This is a genomic window from Paenibacillus sp. 37, from assembly GCF_008386395.1.
Classification (GTDB): domain Bacteria; phylum Bacillota; class Bacilli; order Paenibacillales; family Paenibacillaceae; genus Paenibacillus; species Paenibacillus amylolyticus_B.
The window spans coordinates 5,892,384-5,913,553 of sequence record NZ_CP043761.1 but is presented as its reverse complement, the minus strand read 5'-3'; the positions used below and the strand labels follow the sequence as shown (position 1 = coordinate 5,913,553).

20 protein-coding genes and 5 tRNA genes are annotated in these 21,170 nt (G+C 45.1%); 23 read left to right on the top strand and 2 right to left on the bottom strand.

The features are described from left to right. The first annotated feature begins 19 nt into the window (after positions 1–19). The 6 genes from F0220_RS25380 (at position 20) to F0220_RS25355 (ending at position 1,809) form a co-directional block, all read left to right on the top strand. Positions 20–94, top strand: a tRNA-Gln gene (locus F0220_RS25380). A 4-nt stretch (positions 95–98) separates the two neighbouring features. After that, positions 99–173, top strand: a tRNA-Gly gene (locus F0220_RS25375). A 6-nt stretch (positions 174–179) separates the two neighbouring features. Beyond that, a tRNA-Cys gene (locus F0220_RS25370) sits at positions 180–253 on the top strand. Positions 254–259: 6 nt separating this feature from the next. Beyond that, positions 260–338 (top strand) — tRNA-Leu (locus tag F0220_RS25365). A 170-nt stretch (positions 339–508) separates the two neighbouring features. Then, on the top strand, positions 509–1,435 hold the full coding sequence (locus F0220_RS25360) for a class I SAM-dependent methyltransferase (RefSeq protein ID WP_105601367.1): 927 nt from the start codon (positions 509–511) through the stop codon (positions 1,433–1,435). 301 nt (positions 1,436–1,736) lie between these two features. After that, positions 1,737–1,809, top strand: a tRNA-Asn gene (locus F0220_RS25355). Positions 1,810–1,868: 59 nt separating this feature from the next. Here the strand turns inward: F0220_RS25355 and F0220_RS25350 are convergent. Further along, positions 1,869–4,232 (bottom strand): helix-turn-helix domain-containing protein, encoded by a 2,364-nt coding sequence (locus F0220_RS25350; RefSeq protein WP_146117109.1) that lies wholly within the window; start codon positions 4,230–4,232, stop codon positions 1,869–1,871. A gap of 582 nt (positions 4,233–4,814) precedes the next feature. Here F0220_RS25350 and F0220_RS25345 point away from each other — a divergent pair. The 12 genes from F0220_RS25345 to F0220_RS25290 all read left to right on the top strand — a co-directional run bounded on the left by F0220_RS25345 (position 4,815) and on the right by F0220_RS25290 (position 15,539). Then, positions 4,815–5,123, top strand: coding sequence for a LiaF transmembrane domain-containing protein (locus F0220_RS25345; protein WP_017692311.1), 309 nt, complete (start codon positions 4,815–4,817; stop codon positions 5,121–5,123). Between the two features lie 35 nt (positions 5,124–5,158). Further along, positions 5,159–5,830, top strand: a complete 672-nt coding sequence (locus tag F0220_RS25340; RefSeq protein WP_105601364.1) for a PspA/IM30 family protein — start codon at positions 5,159–5,161, stop codon at positions 5,828–5,830. Between the two features lie 4 nt (positions 5,831–5,834). Further along, positions 5,835–6,068: a PspC domain-containing protein gene (locus F0220_RS25335; protein WP_091020938.1), complete on the top strand. Its 234-nt coding sequence runs from the start codon at positions 5,835–5,837 to the stop codon at positions 6,066–6,068. A 17-nt stretch (positions 6,069–6,085) separates the two neighbouring features. Beyond that, positions 6,086–6,595: a PspC domain-containing protein gene (locus F0220_RS25330; protein ID WP_091020937.1), complete on the top strand. Its 510-nt coding sequence runs from the start codon at positions 6,086–6,088 to the stop codon at positions 6,593–6,595. 1 nt (position 6,596) lies between these two features. Further along, positions 6,597–7,304, top strand: coding sequence for a PspA/IM30 family protein (locus F0220_RS25325; RefSeq protein ID WP_017692315.1), 708 nt, complete (start codon positions 6,597–6,599; stop codon positions 7,302–7,304). Positions 7,305–7,454: 150 nt separating this feature from the next. Further along, positions 7,455–8,102 carry a cell wall-active antibiotics response protein LiaF gene (gene liaF, locus F0220_RS25320; protein ID WP_105601362.1) on the top strand — a complete coding sequence of 216 codons (648 nt, stop codon included), beginning with the start codon at positions 7,455–7,457 and terminating at the stop codon, positions 8,100–8,102. 31 nt (positions 8,103–8,133) lie between these two features. Further along, complete coding sequence (locus F0220_RS25315; RefSeq protein WP_091020934.1) at positions 8,134–9,249, top strand: sensor histidine kinase; 1,116 nt, start codon at positions 8,134–8,136, stop codon at positions 9,247–9,249. Then, the gene (locus F0220_RS25310) at positions 9,191–9,859 is read left to right on the top strand and encodes a response regulator transcription factor (RefSeq protein ID WP_091020933.1); all 669 of its coding nucleotides are present in this window, start codon (positions 9,191–9,193) and stop codon (positions 9,857–9,859) included. The genes F0220_RS25315 and F0220_RS25310 overlap by 59 nt, the downstream gene beginning before the upstream one ends. Positions 9,860–10,310: 451 nt before the next feature. Continuing rightward, the gene (locus tag F0220_RS25305; protein ID WP_181155556.1) at positions 10,311–11,060 is read left to right on the top strand and encodes a YwmB family TATA-box binding protein; all 750 of its coding nucleotides are present in this window, start codon (positions 10,311–10,313) and stop codon (positions 11,058–11,060) included. A 214-nt stretch (positions 11,061–11,274) separates the two neighbouring features. Next, on the top strand, positions 11,275–12,825 hold the full coding sequence (gene zwf / locus F0220_RS25300) for a glucose-6-phosphate dehydrogenase (protein ID WP_105601359.1): 1,551 nt from the start codon (positions 11,275–11,277) through the stop codon (positions 12,823–12,825). Positions 12,826–13,203: 378 nt separating this feature from the next. Continuing rightward, positions 13,204–13,602 carry a DoxX family protein gene (locus F0220_RS25295; protein WP_024634146.1) on the top strand — a complete coding sequence of 133 codons (399 nt, stop codon included), beginning with the start codon at positions 13,204–13,206 and terminating at the stop codon, positions 13,600–13,602. A 353-nt stretch (positions 13,603–13,955) separates the two neighbouring features. Then, on the top strand, positions 13,956–15,539 hold the full coding sequence (locus tag F0220_RS25290) for a peptide chain release factor 3 (RefSeq protein ID WP_105601357.1): 1,584 nt from the start codon (positions 13,956–13,958) through the stop codon (positions 15,537–15,539). 227 nt (positions 15,540–15,766) lie between these two features. On the opposite strand, the gene sspI is transcribed toward F0220_RS25290, so the two are convergent. Further along, positions 15,767–16,000, bottom strand: coding sequence for a small acid-soluble spore protein SspI (gene sspI, locus F0220_RS25285; protein ID WP_036673259.1), 234 nt, complete (start codon positions 15,998–16,000; stop codon positions 15,767–15,769). A 128-nt stretch (positions 16,001–16,128) separates the two neighbouring features. Here sspI and F0220_RS25280 point away from each other — a divergent pair, with 128 nt between their 5' ends. The 5 genes from F0220_RS25280 to F0220_RS25260 all read left to right on the top strand — a co-directional run bounded on the left by F0220_RS25280 (position 16,129) and on the right by F0220_RS25260 (position 21,120). Further along, positions 16,129–16,830, top strand: coding sequence for a potassium channel family protein (locus F0220_RS25280; RefSeq protein ID WP_076211287.1), 702 nt, complete (start codon positions 16,129–16,131; stop codon positions 16,828–16,830). A gap of 26 nt (positions 16,831–16,856) precedes the next feature. Then, positions 16,857–17,645, top strand: a complete 789-nt coding sequence (locus tag F0220_RS25275; RefSeq protein WP_105601388.1) for a TrmH family RNA methyltransferase — start codon at positions 16,857–16,859, stop codon at positions 17,643–17,645. 262 nt (positions 17,646–17,907) lie between these two features. After that, the gene (locus F0220_RS25270; RefSeq protein WP_091020770.1) at positions 17,908–18,666 is read left to right on the top strand and encodes an SDR family NAD(P)-dependent oxidoreductase; all 759 of its coding nucleotides are present in this window, start codon (positions 17,908–17,910) and stop codon (positions 18,664–18,666) included. Positions 18,667–18,728: 62 nt separating this feature from the next. Then, positions 18,729–19,814: an alkene reductase gene (locus tag F0220_RS25265; RefSeq protein WP_105601356.1), complete on the top strand. Its 1,086-nt coding sequence runs from the start codon at positions 18,729–18,731 to the stop codon at positions 19,812–19,814. Positions 19,815–20,121: 307 nt separating this feature from the next. After that, complete coding sequence (locus F0220_RS25260; protein WP_105601386.1) at positions 20,122–21,120, top strand: NADP-dependent oxidoreductase; 999 nt, start codon at positions 20,122–20,124, stop codon at positions 21,118–21,120. Positions 21,121–21,170 lie beyond the last annotated feature (50 nt).

The following is a 21,170-nucleotide window of genomic DNA, read 5'->3' as shown; positions in this document are numbered from 1 at the left end:
TTGTTTTTTCATTTTTTATTGGGGATTAGCCAAGCGGTAAGGCAACGGACTTTGACTCCGTCATGCATAGGTTCAAATCCTATATCCCCAGCCATTATGCGGACGTGGCTCAGCGGTAGAGCATCGCCTTGCCAAGGCGAGGGTCGCGGGTTCGATTCCCGTCGTCCGCTCCAAAATATGGCGCCATAGCCAAGTGGTAAGGCACAGCTCTGCAAAAGCTTTATCCCCAGTTCGAATCTGGGTGGCGCCTCCAGCATATGCCGGCGTGGCGGAATGGCAGACGCGCTCGACTCAAAATCGAGTGGGAAACCGTGGAGGTTCGAGTCCTCTCGCCGGTATATTGAATAGCCCTACATGTTGCTTATGCAATGTGTAGGGCTATTTTTATTTTATATAAATTGATTTTTTGTATTGTAAGGATAGTTGGACGTTAATAAAGATTGACGTATGATTTAATTAAGTATATTGTAGATAATTGAAGTCTTCAATTATAGAGGAGTGAAGCATAGTGACTACTGGAAAAAATGTAACGGATACCGATCTGTTATTTGATCTTTCTGTATGGGAAGAGGCATGGAAGAACCGCCCGAGAATTTCAAAATATGAGAAGAAAAGCACTACCTTTAATACAGAAGAAGCATTTGAGCGGTGGGCCAGGGATTATCATGCACAGTCGTTTACCGAAGAAGGAAAGCAGCGTTCTGAACGTATTATGGGCTGGATTGAAAACCAGGGTGTGGAATTCGCAGGGTTATCCATTTTGGACATTGGAGCGGCCTCAGGCATATTTACCATTCCTTTTGCGGAAAAGGGGGCAAATGTGACAGCAGTTGAGCCTTCTGAGTTGCTTGTCTCCTTTATGAAAGAGACGATACCTCCAGCACTTGAATCCAAAATCGAAATCGTAAACGAACGATATGAGGAAATCTCTATTCAGGATAAAGGCTGGGAGAAGAAATATGACTTTGCATTTGCATCCATGTGTCCGGCGATGTCGGATTGGGAAACGATTGAGCAGGCGATCAATTGCGCCCGGAAGTATGTGTATATAAGTACTATGGCGGGACAGAAGGAACACACACTAATGGATGAACTTAAGGATGTACTGGGGGTAACTTCTTCATACAAGGCCGGTGATATGGGGTATATCCAACAGTTGCTGTATTTGAAGGGGTATTCTTATACGATGATCATTACGAGAGAAGTTAACTCATTTGAAGTACCGGTGGAAGAGATTATCGAAAAGCTGCCAGAATGGCTTAGTACGTATGAGTTACCATCGAATGAAGATTCCCTCAGATTGGCTGAGAATTACATTAGCGATACGTACAAGGATAGTACGGTGACCTTCTCACGTGGAGCAAGGTTTGGTAAAATTCTAATTCAACTTGAACAGCCAAATATGAAAACAGTTCGTACTAAGGATAAGCGATAAATCGCATACGCTTGGCAAGTGTACTGATAATAAGGAATTGAGATGGACAATGTAGTCTAACGTCTAAGATGACACTAGGAAGCATCACAACACTGCGCAAAGAGATGAACGGTTGAAACATATGATGTTAAGATTGTAGAAGTAAAGTTGTAAGTGAAGGGAGCAGGTTATGTGCTCCCTCTTTTTGAAGCCACTAATTTGTCGATCGCTTTGAACCAGACCCTCGTTTATTTAGAGATGTTCGAGACAACGAAAAACAAAACACAGACCTTGTTTTCAGAGAATGATCTCTGAAGTACATTCCCGGATCTCTCAGTTGGTAGAGCACTCGACGGTTAATCGAGTTGTCACAGGTCCGAGCCCTGTTCGGGGAGCTATATGGAGCGGTGTCCAAGCTGGCCGAAGGAGTACGACTTACTATCGTGCTCCTTGTCTAATTTCTGTTCGACACTTCTGCTTTCTGCTTACGCTCCCGATACTGGCCGGGGGTGATTCCTTCCCATTTACGGAATGATCGGATAAAATTTTGCGGATTGTTGTACCGAAGTCGTGCTGCGATATCTTTAACGGTTAGCTCACTTTCGTCCAGCCATTTTTTAGCGATATTAAATCGGTACTTGGTAAGATATTCACTAAATGCACAGCCTGTCTCTTTGCGGAAAACACTACTCAAGTAGTTGGCATTGTAGTGAAGCTTAACAGCACATTCCTCAAGCGTCAGATCCTTATCATAATCTTGATGGATCATGGCAATCATTTTCTCAGATATATGCTGATACTGGGCATATTGTCTCGCTTTAAAAACCTGAATGACGGGCAAGATGACTTGATGGTTAAACCACTCCTCAACTTCAGCAGCGTACTGCAAACCATGAAGTTCATGAAACATCGAGCCACGACCTTGGGAGAACTGTCCGAGTCGTATGCCGGATTCCTGAGTCATTTGCAAAATATGCGTGAGTAGCCTCGTAAGAGCCACCTCATACTCCTCGGGTGTAACCTCCATACCAAAGATCACTTCAAGCAGTTGTTGCAGAAGAGCAGAGGACTGAACTTCGTCCGCGCTTTGAATAGCTTGGATCAACGAATATTCCAATGATTCCGGGTAGGTCATGGACCAAGTGGGAGCGTAATGATCTATGTTCTCATATTGAAAAATAATGCCTGTTCCCAGCTTCATCCGATGCCTCAATGCTTCCATGGCTTCTGTATAAGCTTGAGGGATGTGATGTAGAGAGCTGTGCGGCTGGCTGAATCCTATACTGACTTGAAGAGCTAGAATCTTATCCATCTGTTGTTGTAACTGATCTGTTAATACATATAGCTGCTGTGAAAAAATAAACTGATCCTGTTCAACGGTCCCAATCACCGTGACTACCGTATGTTCCAGCACAATGGGAAGCAATTGTTGGTTATGCACAACCGTTTCCTCCAATATATTTTGAATAGCGAATAATAAGAGATCACGATCACTAGCTCTATATTTTGTATGATTAACAAGATCGGCCTGTAGTGTAATAACAGCAATTTGTTGCCATTCCCGAACCTGATGTGTGTAGCCATATTCATGCAAGGTGTCATGAAGAGTATGAACAGGGATCTTACCCTGGAACAGATTCATCATAAAATGATTGCGAATCTGCAACAGATGCACATTAAGTGTGTTCTCTAATTGGGACCGAGAGGCAGATAATTGTGAGACCCCTGCCCTGATTTGTTCGAACTCATCAGAAAATGGTGGTGATTGCTGAGCTACCGTGTTTCCTTCTTTGGACAGGTGGTTGTCACCAAGTTGGGTTAAAAGTTTACGAATCGGGACATGCATTCGCTTGGAGCCGAGCCAGGCGAGTAATAATGAAAGTAAAAGTAAGAAGATACTGATATACAAGGTGTGTAATCCGATATCGATATATTCTTGTGTCAGAATATTGGTAGGTGAGATTAGAACATAAGTCCATCCTTTTAAGGTAGAAGGGCTATACGTCAGAGTATAATGTGTATCGTCGATCTTCACTTCTCGGTTTTCAAAACCTGTTGAAAATGTGATGGGTGATAGTTTGGTTATGTTGGCTTCTGTATCCCGATCCTGTAATCCAATGGCAGACAGCGGTTGTCCAATGTATACAGGATCGGGATGGACCAAGATACGTTGTTCCCGATTCATAATGATCAGTCCTGAGGCAGCATTTCCTAAGGAGGCTTCTCCTCGTGTATTTTGCAAAGAGCAAGCAGGAATTCCCGCAATCAGGGCAGCATCAGAAGACGTATTCAGATTCGGAATAGACCTCGCTAGGGCAATATGATAAATACAGCCTGTACCGGGTGAACGCTCATCATTGCTGAACACCGATGAAGGGGAGAGCTGCCATCCAGAAGTTAACGTATCCGATATCAATTCCCTCATGGGAAGAGCCAGCGGAAAATCGGTATTACGATATAATCCGGCATGATCAATAAGCCAATTCTGGGATTGATTCACCAGGGTAATATCCAGCAAAGGCTCCCATGACCTCATATTCTGAAATTCGCTCTGTAGCTTGTCGGCAAGCAAAGGTCCTTTCCCTTCTAGTGAAGAAGAAGCAGACAGGGAACGAAGGGTTACTGGAGAGCGAACGGCCTGATCAAGCATATAACTGACTGTAGCGAGTTTGTGCTCTACGTTGGATTGCATTTGTTCCAGCAACTGTCTGTTGGCCTGTGTACGATGCAGCTCTGTTTGGTTTGATGAATAGATAAATGCGGCAATTCCCGTTAACAAAATGGGCAGGGTGCTTAACAGGATTCCGAAGATGATCATTTTATGGAGATAGCTGATTGGTCGCACAGTTTCAGTTCCACCCCTGACATTAGAAATAGTAACACTTTCTATTTTAGTAAACGCTTACATATAGAACAATCTAAATTTTGTTTATTTGGATAAATAAGTAATTTCACAGGGGGATATAGAAGTAGAGATAAGGGATTGCTGATAGATGACTTTGCAGAAAAGGCTAGAGAAACGGCTTGGACTGACTATCCAATACGGAATCATGAGGAACGAAATTGCAGTGTGAACGTAAATAGAGACATGGACATTATTCTCTCTACAGGTCGATATCGGCTAAAGGGTAGCCTGAATACGGGGAATAGAAGGTATCTGGAGTGTTATTCAGCTTAGGTGGAACGTTGGTCTTATACAGGGACAGTCAAAGGTCCAACTAGATCCCCGACCTGAGTCTAGGATGAAAAACCGTCCACGGTCTGTTTTGAAAAGTCGCAGAATCCCCTAGAATAAGGACATAAGGTTAAACAAGAAACACGGAAACAAAAAAACAAGAAACAAACGAACAAATGACTCAACATTAAAACAAACGAATGGAAAGGGCGGTGAACAACAATTATGAGATTGAATAAGGGAAATGGCTGGGCGATTGTATTGATTGCGCTGGGTGCACTACTCCTCTTCGGAAAGTTAACTCCACTTCTTGGACACTTAATGGGTTATCTGATTCCGGTCCTGATGATTGCACTGGGATACTACGGAGTCAAACGAGGGAATGTGATGCTTGGCTGGATTGTTCTCATCATCGGTATCATCTCACTGATGGGTAAACTGGCATGGTTGATCGGACCGATCATCGCGATCGGGTTAATCATCTTTGGTATCTCAATGCTAAGCAATAACCGCAGTCGTCGTGGTCGGTACTAAGCTTTCACGATTATGAAAAGGAGGGACAGAACATAATGAGTGTATTTCGTCGAATGCGGGATATTACCGTAGCCAATCTGAACGAACATTTGGAGCAAAGTCAGGACCCAGTCAAACTGATTGATCAGTTTCTGGTCTCGACCCGCCAAGACATCGGTGAAGCCGAGAAACTTCGTCATCAATATGCAAGTCATACCAGACAAATGAAACAACAAGCCGATCAGGCAGCAGGTATGGTGAACAAACGCGAAGAACAGGCTTCCATGGCTCTCAAAGCAGGAGAAGAACATCTCGCTAAGCTGGCCTTGCAGGAGAAAATCCTCCACGAGGAAAAAATGGAACAGTACAATGAATTGTATGCACAAAGTTATGCGGCATTACAGGAGCTGGATGAACAGATCGACCAGTTGAAAGTTGAATATCAGAATGTATACAGCAAACGCCAATATTACTACGCTCGTATGCAGACGATTCAGTTACAACAACGTATGAACCAGAGAGGGAATCACAACGGTCAGAATGTACCTCGTATGTTTAACCGACTGGATGACCAAGTCTCAGATCTCGAATATGAAGCACAAAGTCTCCGGGATATCCGGCGGATGGGTCAAGATGGTTCAGGAGTAACTGGAAACATGTCATCCTCCACGCTGGATAAGGAACTGGAGCGCTTAAGACAGAAATTGAACAATGACAGAAAGGAGTAGTCACATGAATAAATTATACCGCTCGGCGCGTAATCGAATGCTAACAGGTTTGATCGGCGGCATTTCTGAAAATCTCGGATTGAGCACCACGCTGCTACGTATCATTTTCTTCATCAGTATTTTTGCTACGGGAGGTACTTCATTGTTGATCTACTTCATCGCTGCATTGGTGGTACCCAAGGAATCCAACCACGTTGATCCATATGCTTATGATCCCAACGTAAGAGGATACAAGTAAACGAAAGGAGCAAGAACATGAGCAAATTATACCGCTCAACGCGTGACCGGATGTTAACCGGCTTGTGCGGCGGAATTTCCGAAACCATCGGAATGGATTCCACCCTGCTGCGTATCATCTTTGTTATCAGTATCTTCGTAACTGGCGGCACGTCGTTGTTAATATACTTTATTGCAGCACTGGTGGTACCAAAAGAACCGTATCCGCCTTATGATCCATATGGCTACGGTCAGGGCCCAGGTCCTGGTCCTGGCAGAGGATACAACAACTATGATCATCAGCCACCGAGAGGTCCTTTTCAAAATAATCACAACCAGCAAGGTCCTGGTAACTTCGGTCCCGGCCCTGGATTCAACGGCAGACCTCAATCTGGTCCCCGTTCTTATGACAACAACGCCTACGGAGCAGGTGCACCACAAGAAAGTGAACTTGATTCCATGATGAAAGATATCGAGAAAAAAGCACTGAAAAAAGAAGTTGAAGAGCTTCGCCAAAAATTATCTCGTTACGAGAAGGGAGAAAAGTAAAATGGGAGTATTTAAACGGATTAAGGATATGACGAAAGCATCGGTAAATGATATGTTGGATAAGGTAGAAGACCCGATTGTAATGTTGAACCAGTACTTGCGTGATATGGAGGCTGAGATTCATGAGGCAGAGGTAACTGTTGCTAAACAAATGGCAAATGAGCGCCGCATGAAACAACGTTTGGATGAAGCGGAGCGTACTTCGGTACAACGTGAGTCCCAAGCAGAAGCTGCTCTGTCTAACGGTCAGGAAGAAGTGGCACGCAAATTGTTGGAAGAGAAAATCTACTTTGATCAAAAAATTACGGAGTACAGCGAACTGCATGCACAGTCCGAAGCACAAGCAAAAGATCTGTTGCAACAGTTGCATGACATGAAAGATGAGTTCTACAAAATGCGTAACAAACGTAATGAACTTGTATCCCGTGCACAAATGGCAAAAGCTAAAAAACAAATGTCTTCCATCAACAGCTTGCATTCGATCGAAAGTGGCGGCGCATCACTTGGATTCCACCGCATGGAAGAGAAAATCATGCAGCTGGAAGCTGAAGCTGACGTAGCTCGTGCACCTTATCGCAACACATCATCCACGTACACGAATCCTGTAGATGTGGAAAAACAATTCAAAGTGGATCAGCAATTACAAGCCCTCAAAAACAAAATGGGCAATGGTTCCAAGAATGAAGCGAACGGAACTTCAAAAGAATAACTGTTCGCTTAGTGGACAATATGATATTCTATAAATCGTGTATAATGTACGGTTGGTAGAACAAAAGTTAAGCCATACAGGACTTCATTGCCTGATATGGCTTTTCCGTTGAATAAAGAGAGATTAACTTACAGAGGGGGTGCGGCGGGGATGAATCAAAAGAGTAAATGGCTTGCAGTTGTCATTATGATTATTGGCACAATGATGTTATTGAATGACAATATTAACTTCCTGACCGCTGCCGCACTGATTCTGTTAACGGTTGGAATGCTTCAAGTCCGCAATGGGGATACCCGCAAAGGTCATCGGTATCTTGGCATTGGTGCGGCACTGTTATTGCTGGATAATTTAATGATTGTATTTTTGATTGTACTTGCTTCTTTAGCTTACTTTTATTCGAAAAACAAAAAGATTCATCTGGACGAAGGCGTTATGAAAAAACAGAATTTCATGGCTCGGTACTACTGGGATCAATCATCCTGGACGTTACGCAGTATGAGTCTGTGGCATGCCATAGGTGAGGTTAACGCGGATCTATCTCTTTCGATTCCGGAGGAGAAACAAACGATTGTGCTGCTGCAAGGAGTTATGGGCAATGTTCGCCTTACGCTACCAGAAGATTATGGAGTGGAGATTGAAGCATCGGTTCTTTTCGGCCGGATTAATCTTCTTGGAGAACAAGATAGCGGCATGATGAACAAATTAGTATGGAGAACGCCTGGATTTGAATCCAGTGAACATAAAGCAAAATTTGTCATTTCTTATATTGTTGGCGACCTAAGTATCAGTAATCCGTAGTAAAATAGATGAAGAGAAGGAGGAGACCCCGATGAAGACAAAACGACATACCGACATGGTAACCCGAAGTATGGGTGAAGGGATCCTCCTGGTTTTCATTGTGCTCGCTGTTATTTTGTATGTATTGTATACATATGGTTATCTTGCTCCGTTTGCAGGCTGGCGGCATCTGATTCAATCCGGGCTGGCTCTATTGCTGCTTCTGATTGGGATTGGTGCGGTCTTTGGGTTCTATCAGAGTTACCGGGTTAAACGCCGGCTCGAACTGCTGCGGGAAACGCTTCTACTGTGGGAGAAGGGCTCTCTATCCCGCACTGTACCTGATCTGGGCGATGATGATGTGGGTCGTCTAAGTGAGCAACTCGGACGAATCGGCAAAAAGTGGGAAGATCAGGTATCTTCGCTCCAGCGATTGTCTACTCATAATGCACAGCTTGCTGAACAATCCAGAATTACGGCTATTGTGGAAGAGCGGCAGCGTTTGGCACGGGAACTGCATGATGCGGTATCGCAGCAATTGTTCGCGATATCCATGACAGCAACGGCCGTTGGACGGAAGATGGAGAAGGATTTTGAACGTGCTCAGCGGCAGGTGGCTTTGATTGAGGAAATGGCTTCGGTAGCTCAGTCCGAGATGCGTGCGTTACTGTTACATCTGCGGCCAGTTTATCTGGAGGGTAAACATCTCGAACAAGGTCTTCGTGATCTGGTGATGGAACTGAAAACAAAAGTACCCATGGACATTGTGCTCGAAATGGACGAAGACATTGAACTGATCAAAGGCATCGAGAATCATCTGTTTCGAATCGTTCAGGAGGCTATGTCCAATACGTTACGGCATGCAAAAGCGGAAAAAATGGAGATACGGATCCAGCGCCGTACTGATGCGATCCGGGTATTGATTCGTGATGATGGGCAAGGCTTCGATCTGGATGAGAATAAACAAGCTTCCTACGGTCTGGCTAACATGCGTGAACGTGTTACGGAGATTGGCGGGGCTATACAATTTGTAACAGCGCCTGGTAAGGGAACGCGGATTGAGATTACGATACCTTTGATGAACGATGAAAGTGAGGAAGAACATGTCAATGGAACCGGAAGTCGAAACGGAGACGGAAACGTCGATCAAAGTATTGCTCGTGGATGATCATGAGATGGTGCGTATTGGTCTTGCAGCGGTACTGGATACCGAAGATGGAATTGAAGTTGTTGGTGAAGCAGGTAGTGGAGAGGAAGGCATTCGGCTTGCACAGGAGTATAAGCCTGATGTTGTTCTGATGGACCTGGTTATGGAAGGCATGGATGGCATTGAGGCTACTCGTCAGGTACTTAAAATGTATCCGGAGTGCAAAGTCATCGTATTGACCAGTTACTTGGATGATGAAAAAATGTATCCTGTCATTGAAGCAGGTGCATTCAGTTATCTGTTGAAAACATCAAGAGCCAATGAAGTGGCAGATGCGATTCGCGCAGCCGCTCGCGGGCAATCCGTTCTGGAGTCACAGGTGGCTTCGAAAATGATGAATCGCTTCCGGCAGCCACAGGCAGCAGCTCCTTTGCATGATGAATTGACAGACCGTGAAATGGATGTGCTCCGGTTGCTCGCCAAAGGTAAATCGAATCAGGACATCGCTGATGATCTGATCATCGGCATTAAGACAGTCAAATTCCATGTCACGAATTTACTGGCAAAATTGGGCGTAGACGACCGTACACAGGCTGCGATCTATGCTTATAAAAACGGACTTGCAGAGTAATAACAAGAATCATATGCGTTAACATCATTAAGCCAAATAACCGTGCATTAATGTGCGGAAGTTATAGATAAGAGATGATTTATATATAAGTGCGTGTTCAAAAAGGTCGGTTTTCAGTACCAAGAAGATGGGATAAAGCTAGAAATGGAGTAGCGGAGCGTAGATCGAGCTACGTGAGCAACCGCAATGTTTCCGAAGGAAACATTCTTCGTAAGCCCCTACTTATTTCGGCTGAATTCCATAATGATGTTGAGGATGCCGCTAGGCACCCTTCGTAATCAAAAGCGGAATTTTTGAACAACCTCTATAAGTATGAATGGAAAGCTCTGATCTGCCATGCAAGTGGCGGGTGGGGCTTTTTTTTGCTGTGTTCAGAAGAAGTATGGCTAATGTGGGAATGGGGCATGCTGTTGATAGATTCATAGAATGCAAGAATGAACGGGGGATTCAAATGTTAAATCGTTGGATGACAGCAGGTATATTGGCAATGGCTATTATTATTCTTATTGGTGTGACACAGGTATACGCAGAGAAGAACGAACCGAAAGCAGCCCAACTGGAACAGCTAATCTATACTGCTGACAGTGTAATTGATAATGTGGATCGTCTGGTGATTAAATGGCAAGGAGAAGGCAAGGGAGATGCACAAGCACAGGCCGTGTTACTAGCAAGTCACTTGGGACTTGAATCACCGATGCAGGTACGTCAGACGGGCCATAATGTGTACCGCAGTGAGGTGGTTGTAGGTACAGCTAATAGTAGCATAGGCATGTTGGCCAATGTCGTCGAGACAGGAGATAACGGCTACTACGCCATCGTACAAATTTCTGGGGATGCACACACGGATCGGAAGGCATTAATGACAGTACATGAACAGGTGGATCAACTGCTTGTAGACTCAGGGATGAAGGCAACCTGGAATATGTCTGTGCAAGGTACAGCAGTTACTGCTACTGCACATAATGCGAGTCAGCAACTGGAACTGATCGAAGAACAGCTGTCTACAAAGGTGGATATCACCTCCGTTGAACGTTATACGGATGTAGCCAGCGCAAGTGTCTCTTTTGAGGCGGCTGAGCTGCCCCTGTCGATCAAGAGTGGCTCGCATATGTTAAATATGCAACTCGCAGTTCACCAGGTTGGTGACGAGGTCGACAATCGAATTACAGTGGGGTTTCCAGTGATTACGATTGAATATTAAGGATGAATTTTTCATGAATTAGGACCCAATATTGAGAATCTTTATCAGAAAAATGAGTTTGAAATAGTGCATCCATTCAGTTGATATGCTAAAATGGCATCACATCCAAGAAGGAACTTGCTGGTAATTGACAGTTGTATGTCGTGCATATATAACACCATTACATAGCTCGGGGAGAGCGTGAAGGTTATCTTCCCGGAAGAAAGAGGAGCCCATGGTTGAAAAACAATTGCAAGATGAAGTACAGACACCAGGCGCAGTATTTTTCATTTTTGGAGCAACGGGTGATTTGGCCCGCCGGAAGCTGTTTCCGGCTATCTACAGTCTTTACCGTGAAGGCAAGCTTGCCGAAGACTTTGCGGTTATTGGCGTAGCACGTCGTCCGAGGTCCCCAGAAGAATTCCGGGAAGACATCTATGAATCCATTAAAGAGTTCTGCCGTTATCCAGCGGGGGAACCTGATGAGTGGAACGCTTTTGTCGATCATTTTGAATACAAAGCACTGGATATCAATAATGTGGACGGATTCAAAGAGCTGCGTGCGCAGACGGAGCATCTGGAATCAAAGTTTAACACGCCGGGGAACCGGCTGTTCTATCTGGCACTGGCACCTGAGCTGTTTGGCAGTGTCTCGTACAGTTTGCGGGACGGCGGTATGCTGGAAAGTCAGGGTTGGAACCGTTTGGTGATCGAAAAACCATTTGGTTATGATCTGCAATCGGCCGAACATCTGAATGAGCAGATTCGTGAGGTATTCCGTGAAGAGGAAATCTATCGGATTGATCATTATCTGGGCAAGGAAATGGTGCAAAATATCGAAGTGATCCGCTTCGGAAATGCTTTTTTTGAACCGCTCTGGAACAACAAACATATTGCCAACGTTCAGATTACGCTTGGTGAGACCGTCGGCGTAGAAGAACGTGGTGGTTATTATGATCACTCCGGTGCACTGCGTGACATGGGGCAGAATCATATGCTTCAGATGTTAACGATGATTGCGATGGAGCCGCCAAGTCGCTTATTCCCGGAGGACATTCGGGATGAGAAGGTGAAGGTATTACGTTCACTGCGGGCCTTTACTTCGGATGAGGAAGTGAGCAACAACGTTGTGCGGGGACAGTATTCCGAAGGGGAATACCGTGGCAAGCAGCTTCCGGGGTATCGTCAGGAAGACAAGGTTGATCCGCAGTCGAATACGGAGACGTATTTTGCCGCACGTGTATTTGTTGATAATTTCCGCTGGGCGGGTGTTCCATTCTACATTCGGACAGGCAAGCGTCTACCGGTGAAAACGACCGAGATCGTAGTTGAGTTCAAGTCGATGCCAAACAACGTGTACCTTGGGAAAAAGTATAAATTGGAACCGAATCTGCTAGTCATTCGGGTAAATCCGATGGAAGGCATATATATCAAAATCAATGCTAAGAAACCAGGCTCGGATTCCGAGATTCAGCCACTCGCAATGGATTTCTGTCAGAGCTGCATGATTGGAATCAACTCGCCTGAAGCGTATGAACGTCTGCTGCACGATGCAGCAGAGGGGGATTCTACGTACTTTACCCGTTGGGATGAAGTGGCAACAGCCTGGTCTTTTGTGGATCGGATCGCAGCAGCCTGGGGACAGAATCAGGGAGAACTTCATACGTACCCTGCTGGAACATGGGGGCCAGAAGCGACAGATAAGCTGCTGGATCAGGACGGATTCCACTGGTGGCCGGTGAATGGTCAGGACGAGGACAGCGTGATCTGGCAAGTGAATGGTTAGGGTAGGGTAAGGGCATTAACAATGGTAATAACAACATACACAACATGACTGAGTCTGGGGAAATCGCAAATTTTGCGGTGTCTCCAGGCTTTTTTTCGCGGGGAAAGGGGAGGTATCCATCATAAGGAAATAAGTAATTTAAATTAAGTTGTTGACAAAAAGTAAGTATGTAACTTATACTCAACACATGAGTTAAAGAGTTACGCAAATGACAAACTTTATTCGGGCAAACATTTCGGATAAGTTATCATTCATGAGATAAAATGTAAACCAGTTGAAGGGGTTTGCGTCACAGAGAATCATGAAGAAAAAATGTGCATAATATCTTTAATCTAAGAATACTATTTTGTATATATCGAATGGAGGAAAAAGAAAATGATGTTGGATGTAGGGTTGTTGTTGATTCGTTTGGTGATTGGATTGTCGTTCATGGCGCACGGGGCTCAAAAGCTGTTTGGTTGGTTCGGAGGGTACGGGATCAAGGGTACAGGCGGCTGGTTTGAATCGATGGGTATGAAACCCGGTGCATTGGTGGCGTTACTGGCTGGACTCGCGGAATTCGGTGGCGGATTGCTGCTGGCTCTGGGTCTGCTCACACCGGTAGGTGGCATTCTGATTGCATTGACGATGGTCATTGCCATTGTGAAAGTCCATGGAGCGAACGGATACTGGTCCACACAGAACGGATTCGAATATAATCTCGCGATTCTGGTGATTGGTGTAGCGCTGGCACTGACGGGTGGCGGACAATACGCACTGGATGCATTGATTTTCTAAATCCGATAAATAAAAATGAATGAGGAGTGCCTGGATGCCATGGAAATGGCTGAAGGGTGCTTTTTTTTGCAAGTGAAAAGAGAAGAATCTGCTGTAGTAATCGGTTATTTTCGGTACAGATTATGGTACAATAGGAGAGTTGGGTTAAGAAGCAGTTCACGGTATGCATGAAAGCACAGATTTGAGGAGGATGAACTCCATTGTAAATGTGTAAAATTAATCTAGTGTGTAAATACATCGTATGTAAAATGATCAGTGTACAATCAACCGGCCTCGCCGGATTGCATAAAGATTGAATGATGGACCGGCCATGCCGGATTAACGTGAATGAACGGACGAAAGGGATTAAACCTATGAGCAAAGCTGGAAATGAAATTCTTCAACAGGAAGTGGACAAACGCCGGACGTTTGCCATTATCTCTCACCCGGATGCGGGTAAAACTACATTAACCGAGAAACTGTTGCTGTTCGGGGGCGCGATTCGCCTTGCGGGAACGGTAAAGGCTCGGAAAGCCAGCAAACACGCAACAAGTGACTGGATGGAAATTGAGAAACAACGGGGAATCTCGGTTACCTCTTCCGTAATGCAATTTGATTATCTGGATCATCGCGTCAACATTTTGGATACACCGGGTCACCAGGACTTCAGTGAAGATACGTATCGTACACTCACGGCTGCCGATAGCGCAGTAATGTTGATTGACGTGGCAAAAGGTGTCGAGGCACAAACGATCAAGTTGTTTCAGGTATGTGCGAAGCGTGGCATTCCAATTTTTACGTTTATCAACAAACTCGACCGTGAAGGTAAAAGCCCATTTGATCTGATGGAAGAACTTGAAAATGTACTGGGTATTCGTTCGGTTCCGATGAACTGGCCTATTGGTACAGGTCGCGAACTGTGCGGTGTCTATGACCGGATGAAAAATCAGGTGGAGTTGTTCCAAGGGGACGATCACTCGACGATTAAAGTGCAAAAGGTAGATGGCTACAAAGATCCCATTATCCGTGAGATGGCAGGAGAATACCTGCATGATCAATTGTGTCAGGATCTGGAGTTGCTGGATATTGCGGGCGACCAATTCGACATGGAGAAAGTTCAACGCGGCGAATTGACACCTATTTTCTTCGGTAGTGCGATCAACAATTTCGGCGTACAGACTTTCCTGGAGAACTTCCTGGAACTGGCACCAAAGCCTGAACCACGTCGCAGTACGGCAGGAGAGATTCAGCCAACGAATGAGAAATTCAGCGGTTATGTGTTCAAGATTCAGGCAAACATGAACCCGGCACACCGGGATCGTATTGCGTTCCTGCGTATTGTATCAGGCAAGTTCCAACGTGGAATGAGTGTGAAGCATACTCGTGTGGGCAAAGAAATCAAGCTGTCACAGCCACAGCAATTCCTGGCACAAGACCGGGATATTGTTGAAGAGGCATATGCTGGCGATATTATCGGTTTGTTCGATCCGGGTATCTTCCGGATTGGCGATTCACTGAGCCAAGGCAGCGAGATTGTCTTTGAGGAGTTGCCAACGTTCTCACCAGAGATTTTCGCCAAAGTTACTGTGAAAAATGCATTGAAACATAAACAGTATCAAAAGGGAATTGATCAGTTGACGGAGGAAGGAACCATTCAGGTGTTCCAGACGGCAAGTTTCGACGAGACAATCCTCGGCGTAATTGGTCAACTTCAGTTCGAGGTATTTGAGTACCGGATGAAAGGCGAGTATGGGGTAGACGTGCAATTGCAGCGCATGCCTTATCAGTTCGCTCGCTGGATTGTGGACGAGAATCTGGACCCAAGCAAATTCCGGATTAACTCTGCGCTTGTAAAAGATAAAAAAGGGAATTATGTAGTGCTCTTCGAAAATGAGTACGCCATGAGAACGGCTATGGATAAAAATCCTACAGCTCAATTCCTGGAGACTGCGCCTTAAGTGAAGACGGAAGTCTTTCGTGGATATTGTTAAAAGGTTAGTTAAACGCGACAAGTTCATGTGATGAGATAGATCTTGTTATAAATAAGATCCCTCTGCCAATTGGCGGAGGGATCTATTGCTATACACCTTACTTGGAGGCGGGTATAACCAGCCGAATAAGGGAAAGCTTTCTTTTGCAGACAGAACAAACGGTTTGATGGTTACCTTACCCTTCAATGCTTCGATTAACGAAGCGGTTGAACGGGAATGGTGTGCAGATGCTCCTGCGCGATTTGAATGAGTTCTTCCTGCTTGGCAGGTTCTGTGTTCTTCCAGATCATCTCGAAAATGGCGCCAAGTCCAGGTAATGCAGCTTCCGGTCCATCCACTGAACCTTCAATCATCTCCCGGAGCTGATCATCACTCTTGTCATGAACTTTATGAACAATCGCTTCACGCAGGCTTAATGTAATGGGCATCGCAATTCCCTCCTCGTATATTCGGCTGCTCTAATACTGTTCCCTGGGAAGCGCGAGCGCATTCAAGTTTATCAGGCTTTGTGGTATACTACGAAGGATTATTTACGTTAGCATGGGTATCCGTAATGATGCGTCATGCTGAAGTGCAGCGGGAGGTTAAGACCCTAATGGCCAAGAAACAGTATGCCGTAATTGGCATGGGACGGTTCGGATCAAGTGTTGCCAATGCACTGAGCGGTATGGGATTCGATGTGCTGGCAATTGATGCGGACGAGCAGCGGACTCAGGAAATGTCCAATGTGGTGACCCATGCGGTATCGGCAGATTCAACAGATGAAGAAGCGCTGCGTGCGCTGGGCATACGAAATTTCGACGTTGTCGTTGTGGCAATTGGTGAAGATATACAAGCGAGTATTCTGACAACATTGATATTGAAAGATATGGGTGTACCGGTGCTGATCGTAAAAGCTCAAAATGAGCTTCATGGTAAGGTATTGCAGAAGATTGGGGCGGATAAAGTCATCTATCCTGAGCGGGATATGGGACTGCGCGTAGCCCATCATCTGACCTCACCTAATATACTGGATTACATCGAATTGTCTGAGGATTACAGCATTCTGGAGATGAGAGCTTCCGAGCAGATGATCGGCAAAAACCTGATGGAATTAAACATTCGTGCACGTTTTGGTTGTAATGTGATGGCGATCCGCAGTGGGAATTCAATGAACATCTCGCCGTACGCGGAGGACCGGATCGAAGCTGGAGATGTGCTGATCATTGTAGGTCACAAGGATCATTTGACGAAAATGGAGCTTGCATATCCGAAGTGATGGATGCAGATGGGAAGGATGGAAAGATGGATATTGTATCACCGCAAAATACACGTGTAAAAGAATGGGCACAGCTGCTGGAGAAAAAGCATCGTACCCGTCAACATAAATATATCATTGAGGGCATTCATCTGGTACAGGAAGCGTTGCGCGCCGGAGCAGATCTGGAGTGCATTGTGTACGACGGAGAGCAAGGCGTACCTAGCGAACTCGCCGGACTTGAGAATCCGCTACAGCGTGTGGAGTGGGTCAGTGTATCTCCAGCGGTTATCGCCAAATGTACGGATACGATGACACCGCAGCCTGTATTCGCAATTGTGCGTAAAGGCAGTGAGCCGCTGGAAAGCCTGATTGCCGGAGCGCGCGGGCTTGTTGTGGTGCTGGACGGAGTGCAAGACCCAGGGAATGTAGGAACCATTATTCGTAGTGCGGATGCAGCTGGTGCAGCTGGGGTCGTACTTGGCGCGGGCTGTGCTGATGTATATAACCCGAAGACGATTCGTTCGACGATGGGGTCATTGTTTCATTTGCCCATTGTGGAGGGCCAGTTGGAATCCTTGCTTCCCGAAGCGAAGGCAGCGGGCGTGAAGCTGGTAAGTACTTCTTTGCAGGCAGAGCATTCATGTTATAGTTATGATTTTACGCAGTCGGTATGGCTTGTCATTGGTAACGAAGGCAAGGGTATCTCGGACGCTACGGCAAGTTTGGTGGATGATGCGATTACGATCCCGATGCAGGGACAGGCAGAGTCGCTTAACGCGGCAATGGCGGCAACGATTCTGTTGTTTGAGGCCATGAGACAGCGGATGGTGTAGGTAGTAATATAGCTAATATTTTGTGAAAAATGTATGAAGACTGGATACTGGTTGAAGATTGATTAAACCAATTCCAGTCTTTTTTAATTCTCATGTGAGTGCGTTCGAAGCATATTCTTTAAACAAATAATTCTTTACTGTTCGTTCTAGAAATGATATGCTAACAGCAAGTTAGTTCTAACTGTTTTTTTTGCATAATAAAGAACGATCGTTCTCAAAACTGAAATTACACTAATCTAAAGAATATGAGGGAGAGAATGAGATGAAATACACCGTAATTACAGGAGCAAGTTCAGGGATTGGATATGAAACGGCATTGGCATTTGCAGCACGGGGCAAACACTTGATTTTGGTAGCTAGAAGATTAGATAAGCTTGAAGAGCTTAAATCGACTATTCAGGGTATCGATCCTAATGTGAGTGTTATCGTTCACACAAGTGACCTGTCTGTTAGCGCAGAGGCGTACACGCTATATAACGATTTGAAGGAATATGAAATTGAGACTTGGATCAACAATGCAGGGCTTGGAGAAGGCTCGTTCATTGCTGAACAGAATTTGGATAAAGTGGAGACCATGCTGCGTGTTAACATCGAATCGTTGACCATCCTTTCTACACTGTATGTGCGAGATTATGCGAATGTCGAAGGGACACAATTGATTAACGTCTCATCCGCACTTGGATATGCCATTGCTGTAGGCAGTGTAGCTTATTCTGCATCAAAATACTACGTAAGTGCCTTCACCGAAGGTCTTGCCAGTGAACTGGATCTGAAAGGTGCAAAACTAAAAGCGAAGATCCTGGCACCAGCGATCACGGAAACAGAATTTGTACAAAAATCAATAGATGCTGAAGGATTTGATTACAAAGCGAATATGTCCAAATATCATACTGCTAAAGAAATGGCAGGCTTCATGATCGATCTGTATGATCGCAACGATGTGGTTGTGGGGATTGTAGACCAGAACTATGATTTCCAACTTACAGGTGCAATCTACCCGGTGATTTCAGAACTAGGTTAATTCAGAAGCATCCACCAATACATCTTTCACCAAATTTCAAATAAGAAGAGGAGTACATCCAATTGAAAAAGATATGGAGTAAAACAAAGGTTGGCAACATGGAATTGCCTCATCGACTAGCGATGGCCCCTATGACACGCAGTCGAGCACAAGAAGATGGTACACCTGGAGAGTTGGCGGCACTTTATTATGCTCAGCGTGCAACGATGGGACTTCTGATTACGGAAGGAACACAACCTTCCGACGATGGACAGGGTTACTTATGGTCACCGGGCATTTATACGGACAAGCATATTAATGGATGGAAAAAGGTAACGGATGGGGTGCATGAAGCTGGCGGATATGTGTACATCCAATTAATGCATGCGGGTCGCATGTCACATCCGGACAATACCCCGCATCATCGTCAACCGGTTGCTCCATCAGCAATCGCACCGGGTGTAAAAATGTTTACGGCTACAGGGATGCAGGATATCCCCGTTCCCCGTGAACTGAGTCAGGAGGATATTCAAACGACCATCTCCGATTTCCGAAAAGCAGCAGCCGCAGCGATCGAAGCAGGGGCGGATGGCATTGAGATTCATGGGGCCAACGGATACTTGATCAATCAGTTCTTCGGAGAAAATTCAAATACACGGACAGATGAGTATGGCGGGTCTATTAAAAATCGTGCTCGCTTCGCAATTGAAGTAACGAAAGCCATCGTGGAGGAAATAGGTGCAGAACGAACTGGCTTCCGAATTTCGCCTGGGACACCACTGGGCGGTATTCAGGATGGTGAACAAGGTCCTGAACTCTATCGCTATCTTGTAGAAGAATTGGCTCAATTGGATTTGGCTTACCTTCATGTTATGCATCTTGGAGATGAGAACCTGTTGCAAGACATTCGTTCGATCTGGCAAAATCCATTGTTGGTCAATCGGGCTGGAAGAACGTTGGAGGATCTCAGTGTCGATTTAGATCGTGGTCTCGCTGATGTGGTACCTGTAGGTATATGGTCCTTAGCTAATCCAGATTTGGTGGAACGACTTCAACAAGGTGCGCCACTCAATGAAGCAGATCCGACAACCTTCTTTGGATTAGGAAGTAAGGGCTACACGGATTATCCTACGTTGGAAGAATTAAAGTCGCAAGAGGGGCAACACTAGCACCAACCATGGAGCATGGTGTACAACTGAACATTGCGCGCCATGTTCCTACATAAGTTGAACTAATCATTTACACGATAACGTAGAGGACAGAAAGAACCTGAAAAAGCGAAGCTACAAGCTTTCTGAAAGAAAGCTACTTCGGAAGCATACACCTCGCCTTTATCACCGGATTTTCCCTTTAGAAAGGGGATCAAAAAAATCTGGGGATAACAGCGATTGGAGGGTTGTTCTGTCATCGTAGTGTCAGTGTAAATAATCTTTAGTTCAACTTATATAGTTTATAAGCAAAGGAAGAGGATAAATGATGAAAGCAGCTCAAATACAGAAATACTCCAAAAAAATCCAAGTGGAGATCAATAATATCGAGATACCTCAGATTCAGAGCCATGAGGTCCTTGTCAGAGTAAAAGCAGCGGGTGTAAATCCGCTGGATATCTTGAATATGAATGGCAGTGTTCGGATGATTGCCGACTATGCGTTACCTTTAACTTTAGGGAATGAACTATCCGGTGTCATTGAAGCCGTCGGTGATGATGTTTTGAAATTTAAAGTGGGGGATTCAGTCTATGCCAGGTTGCCAATAAATAAAATTGGTGCTTTTGCTGAATATGCAGCTGTGCATGAGGATGCTTTGTCCATAATGCCGGAGAATTTGTCCTTTATTGAAGCTGCGGCGGTACCCCTTACTGCCCTGACCGCGTATCAAGCATTACATGATGTACTCCGAGCTGAACCGAATAAAAAGTTGTTTATTCCTGGTGGAACTGGTGGATTCGGTGCGATGGCCATCCCGATTGCCAAGTCCATGGGATTAACAGTGATTACAAGTGGAAGCGAAAGAGGCAGAGCACGTGCACTATCTATTGGAGCAGATCAATTCATTGATTATAAAACTCAACATTATGCTGACATTCTGTCCGATATCGATTATGTAATTGACACTTTGGGCGCGGATGAGATCAAAGCTGAACTGAGCATTTTGAAACCACAGGGCAAATTAGTTTCTTTAAAGGCTGGACCCAATTATCGCTTTGCAGTGGACAGTCAATTCCCGTTGTGGAAAAGAGCATTATTCGGTCTCGTAGGTGCACGCCTGGATTCTTTAGCGCGTAAGAATCAAAATGAATATCGTTTTTTATTCGTGCACTCCAGTGGAGTTCAATTGCAAGAAATCACAGCTCTTGTGGAAAAAGAAGACATTAACCCTTCGATCGATTCTACGTATACGTTTGAGGACATTGAAAAGGCATTGAACAAAGTATCAACGGGTCACTCTCAGGGCAAAATCATTCTTACCTTTTAAAGGCTCGTTAAGATCATACGTATGTTATTCAATGTTCGTTTTCTGAACAG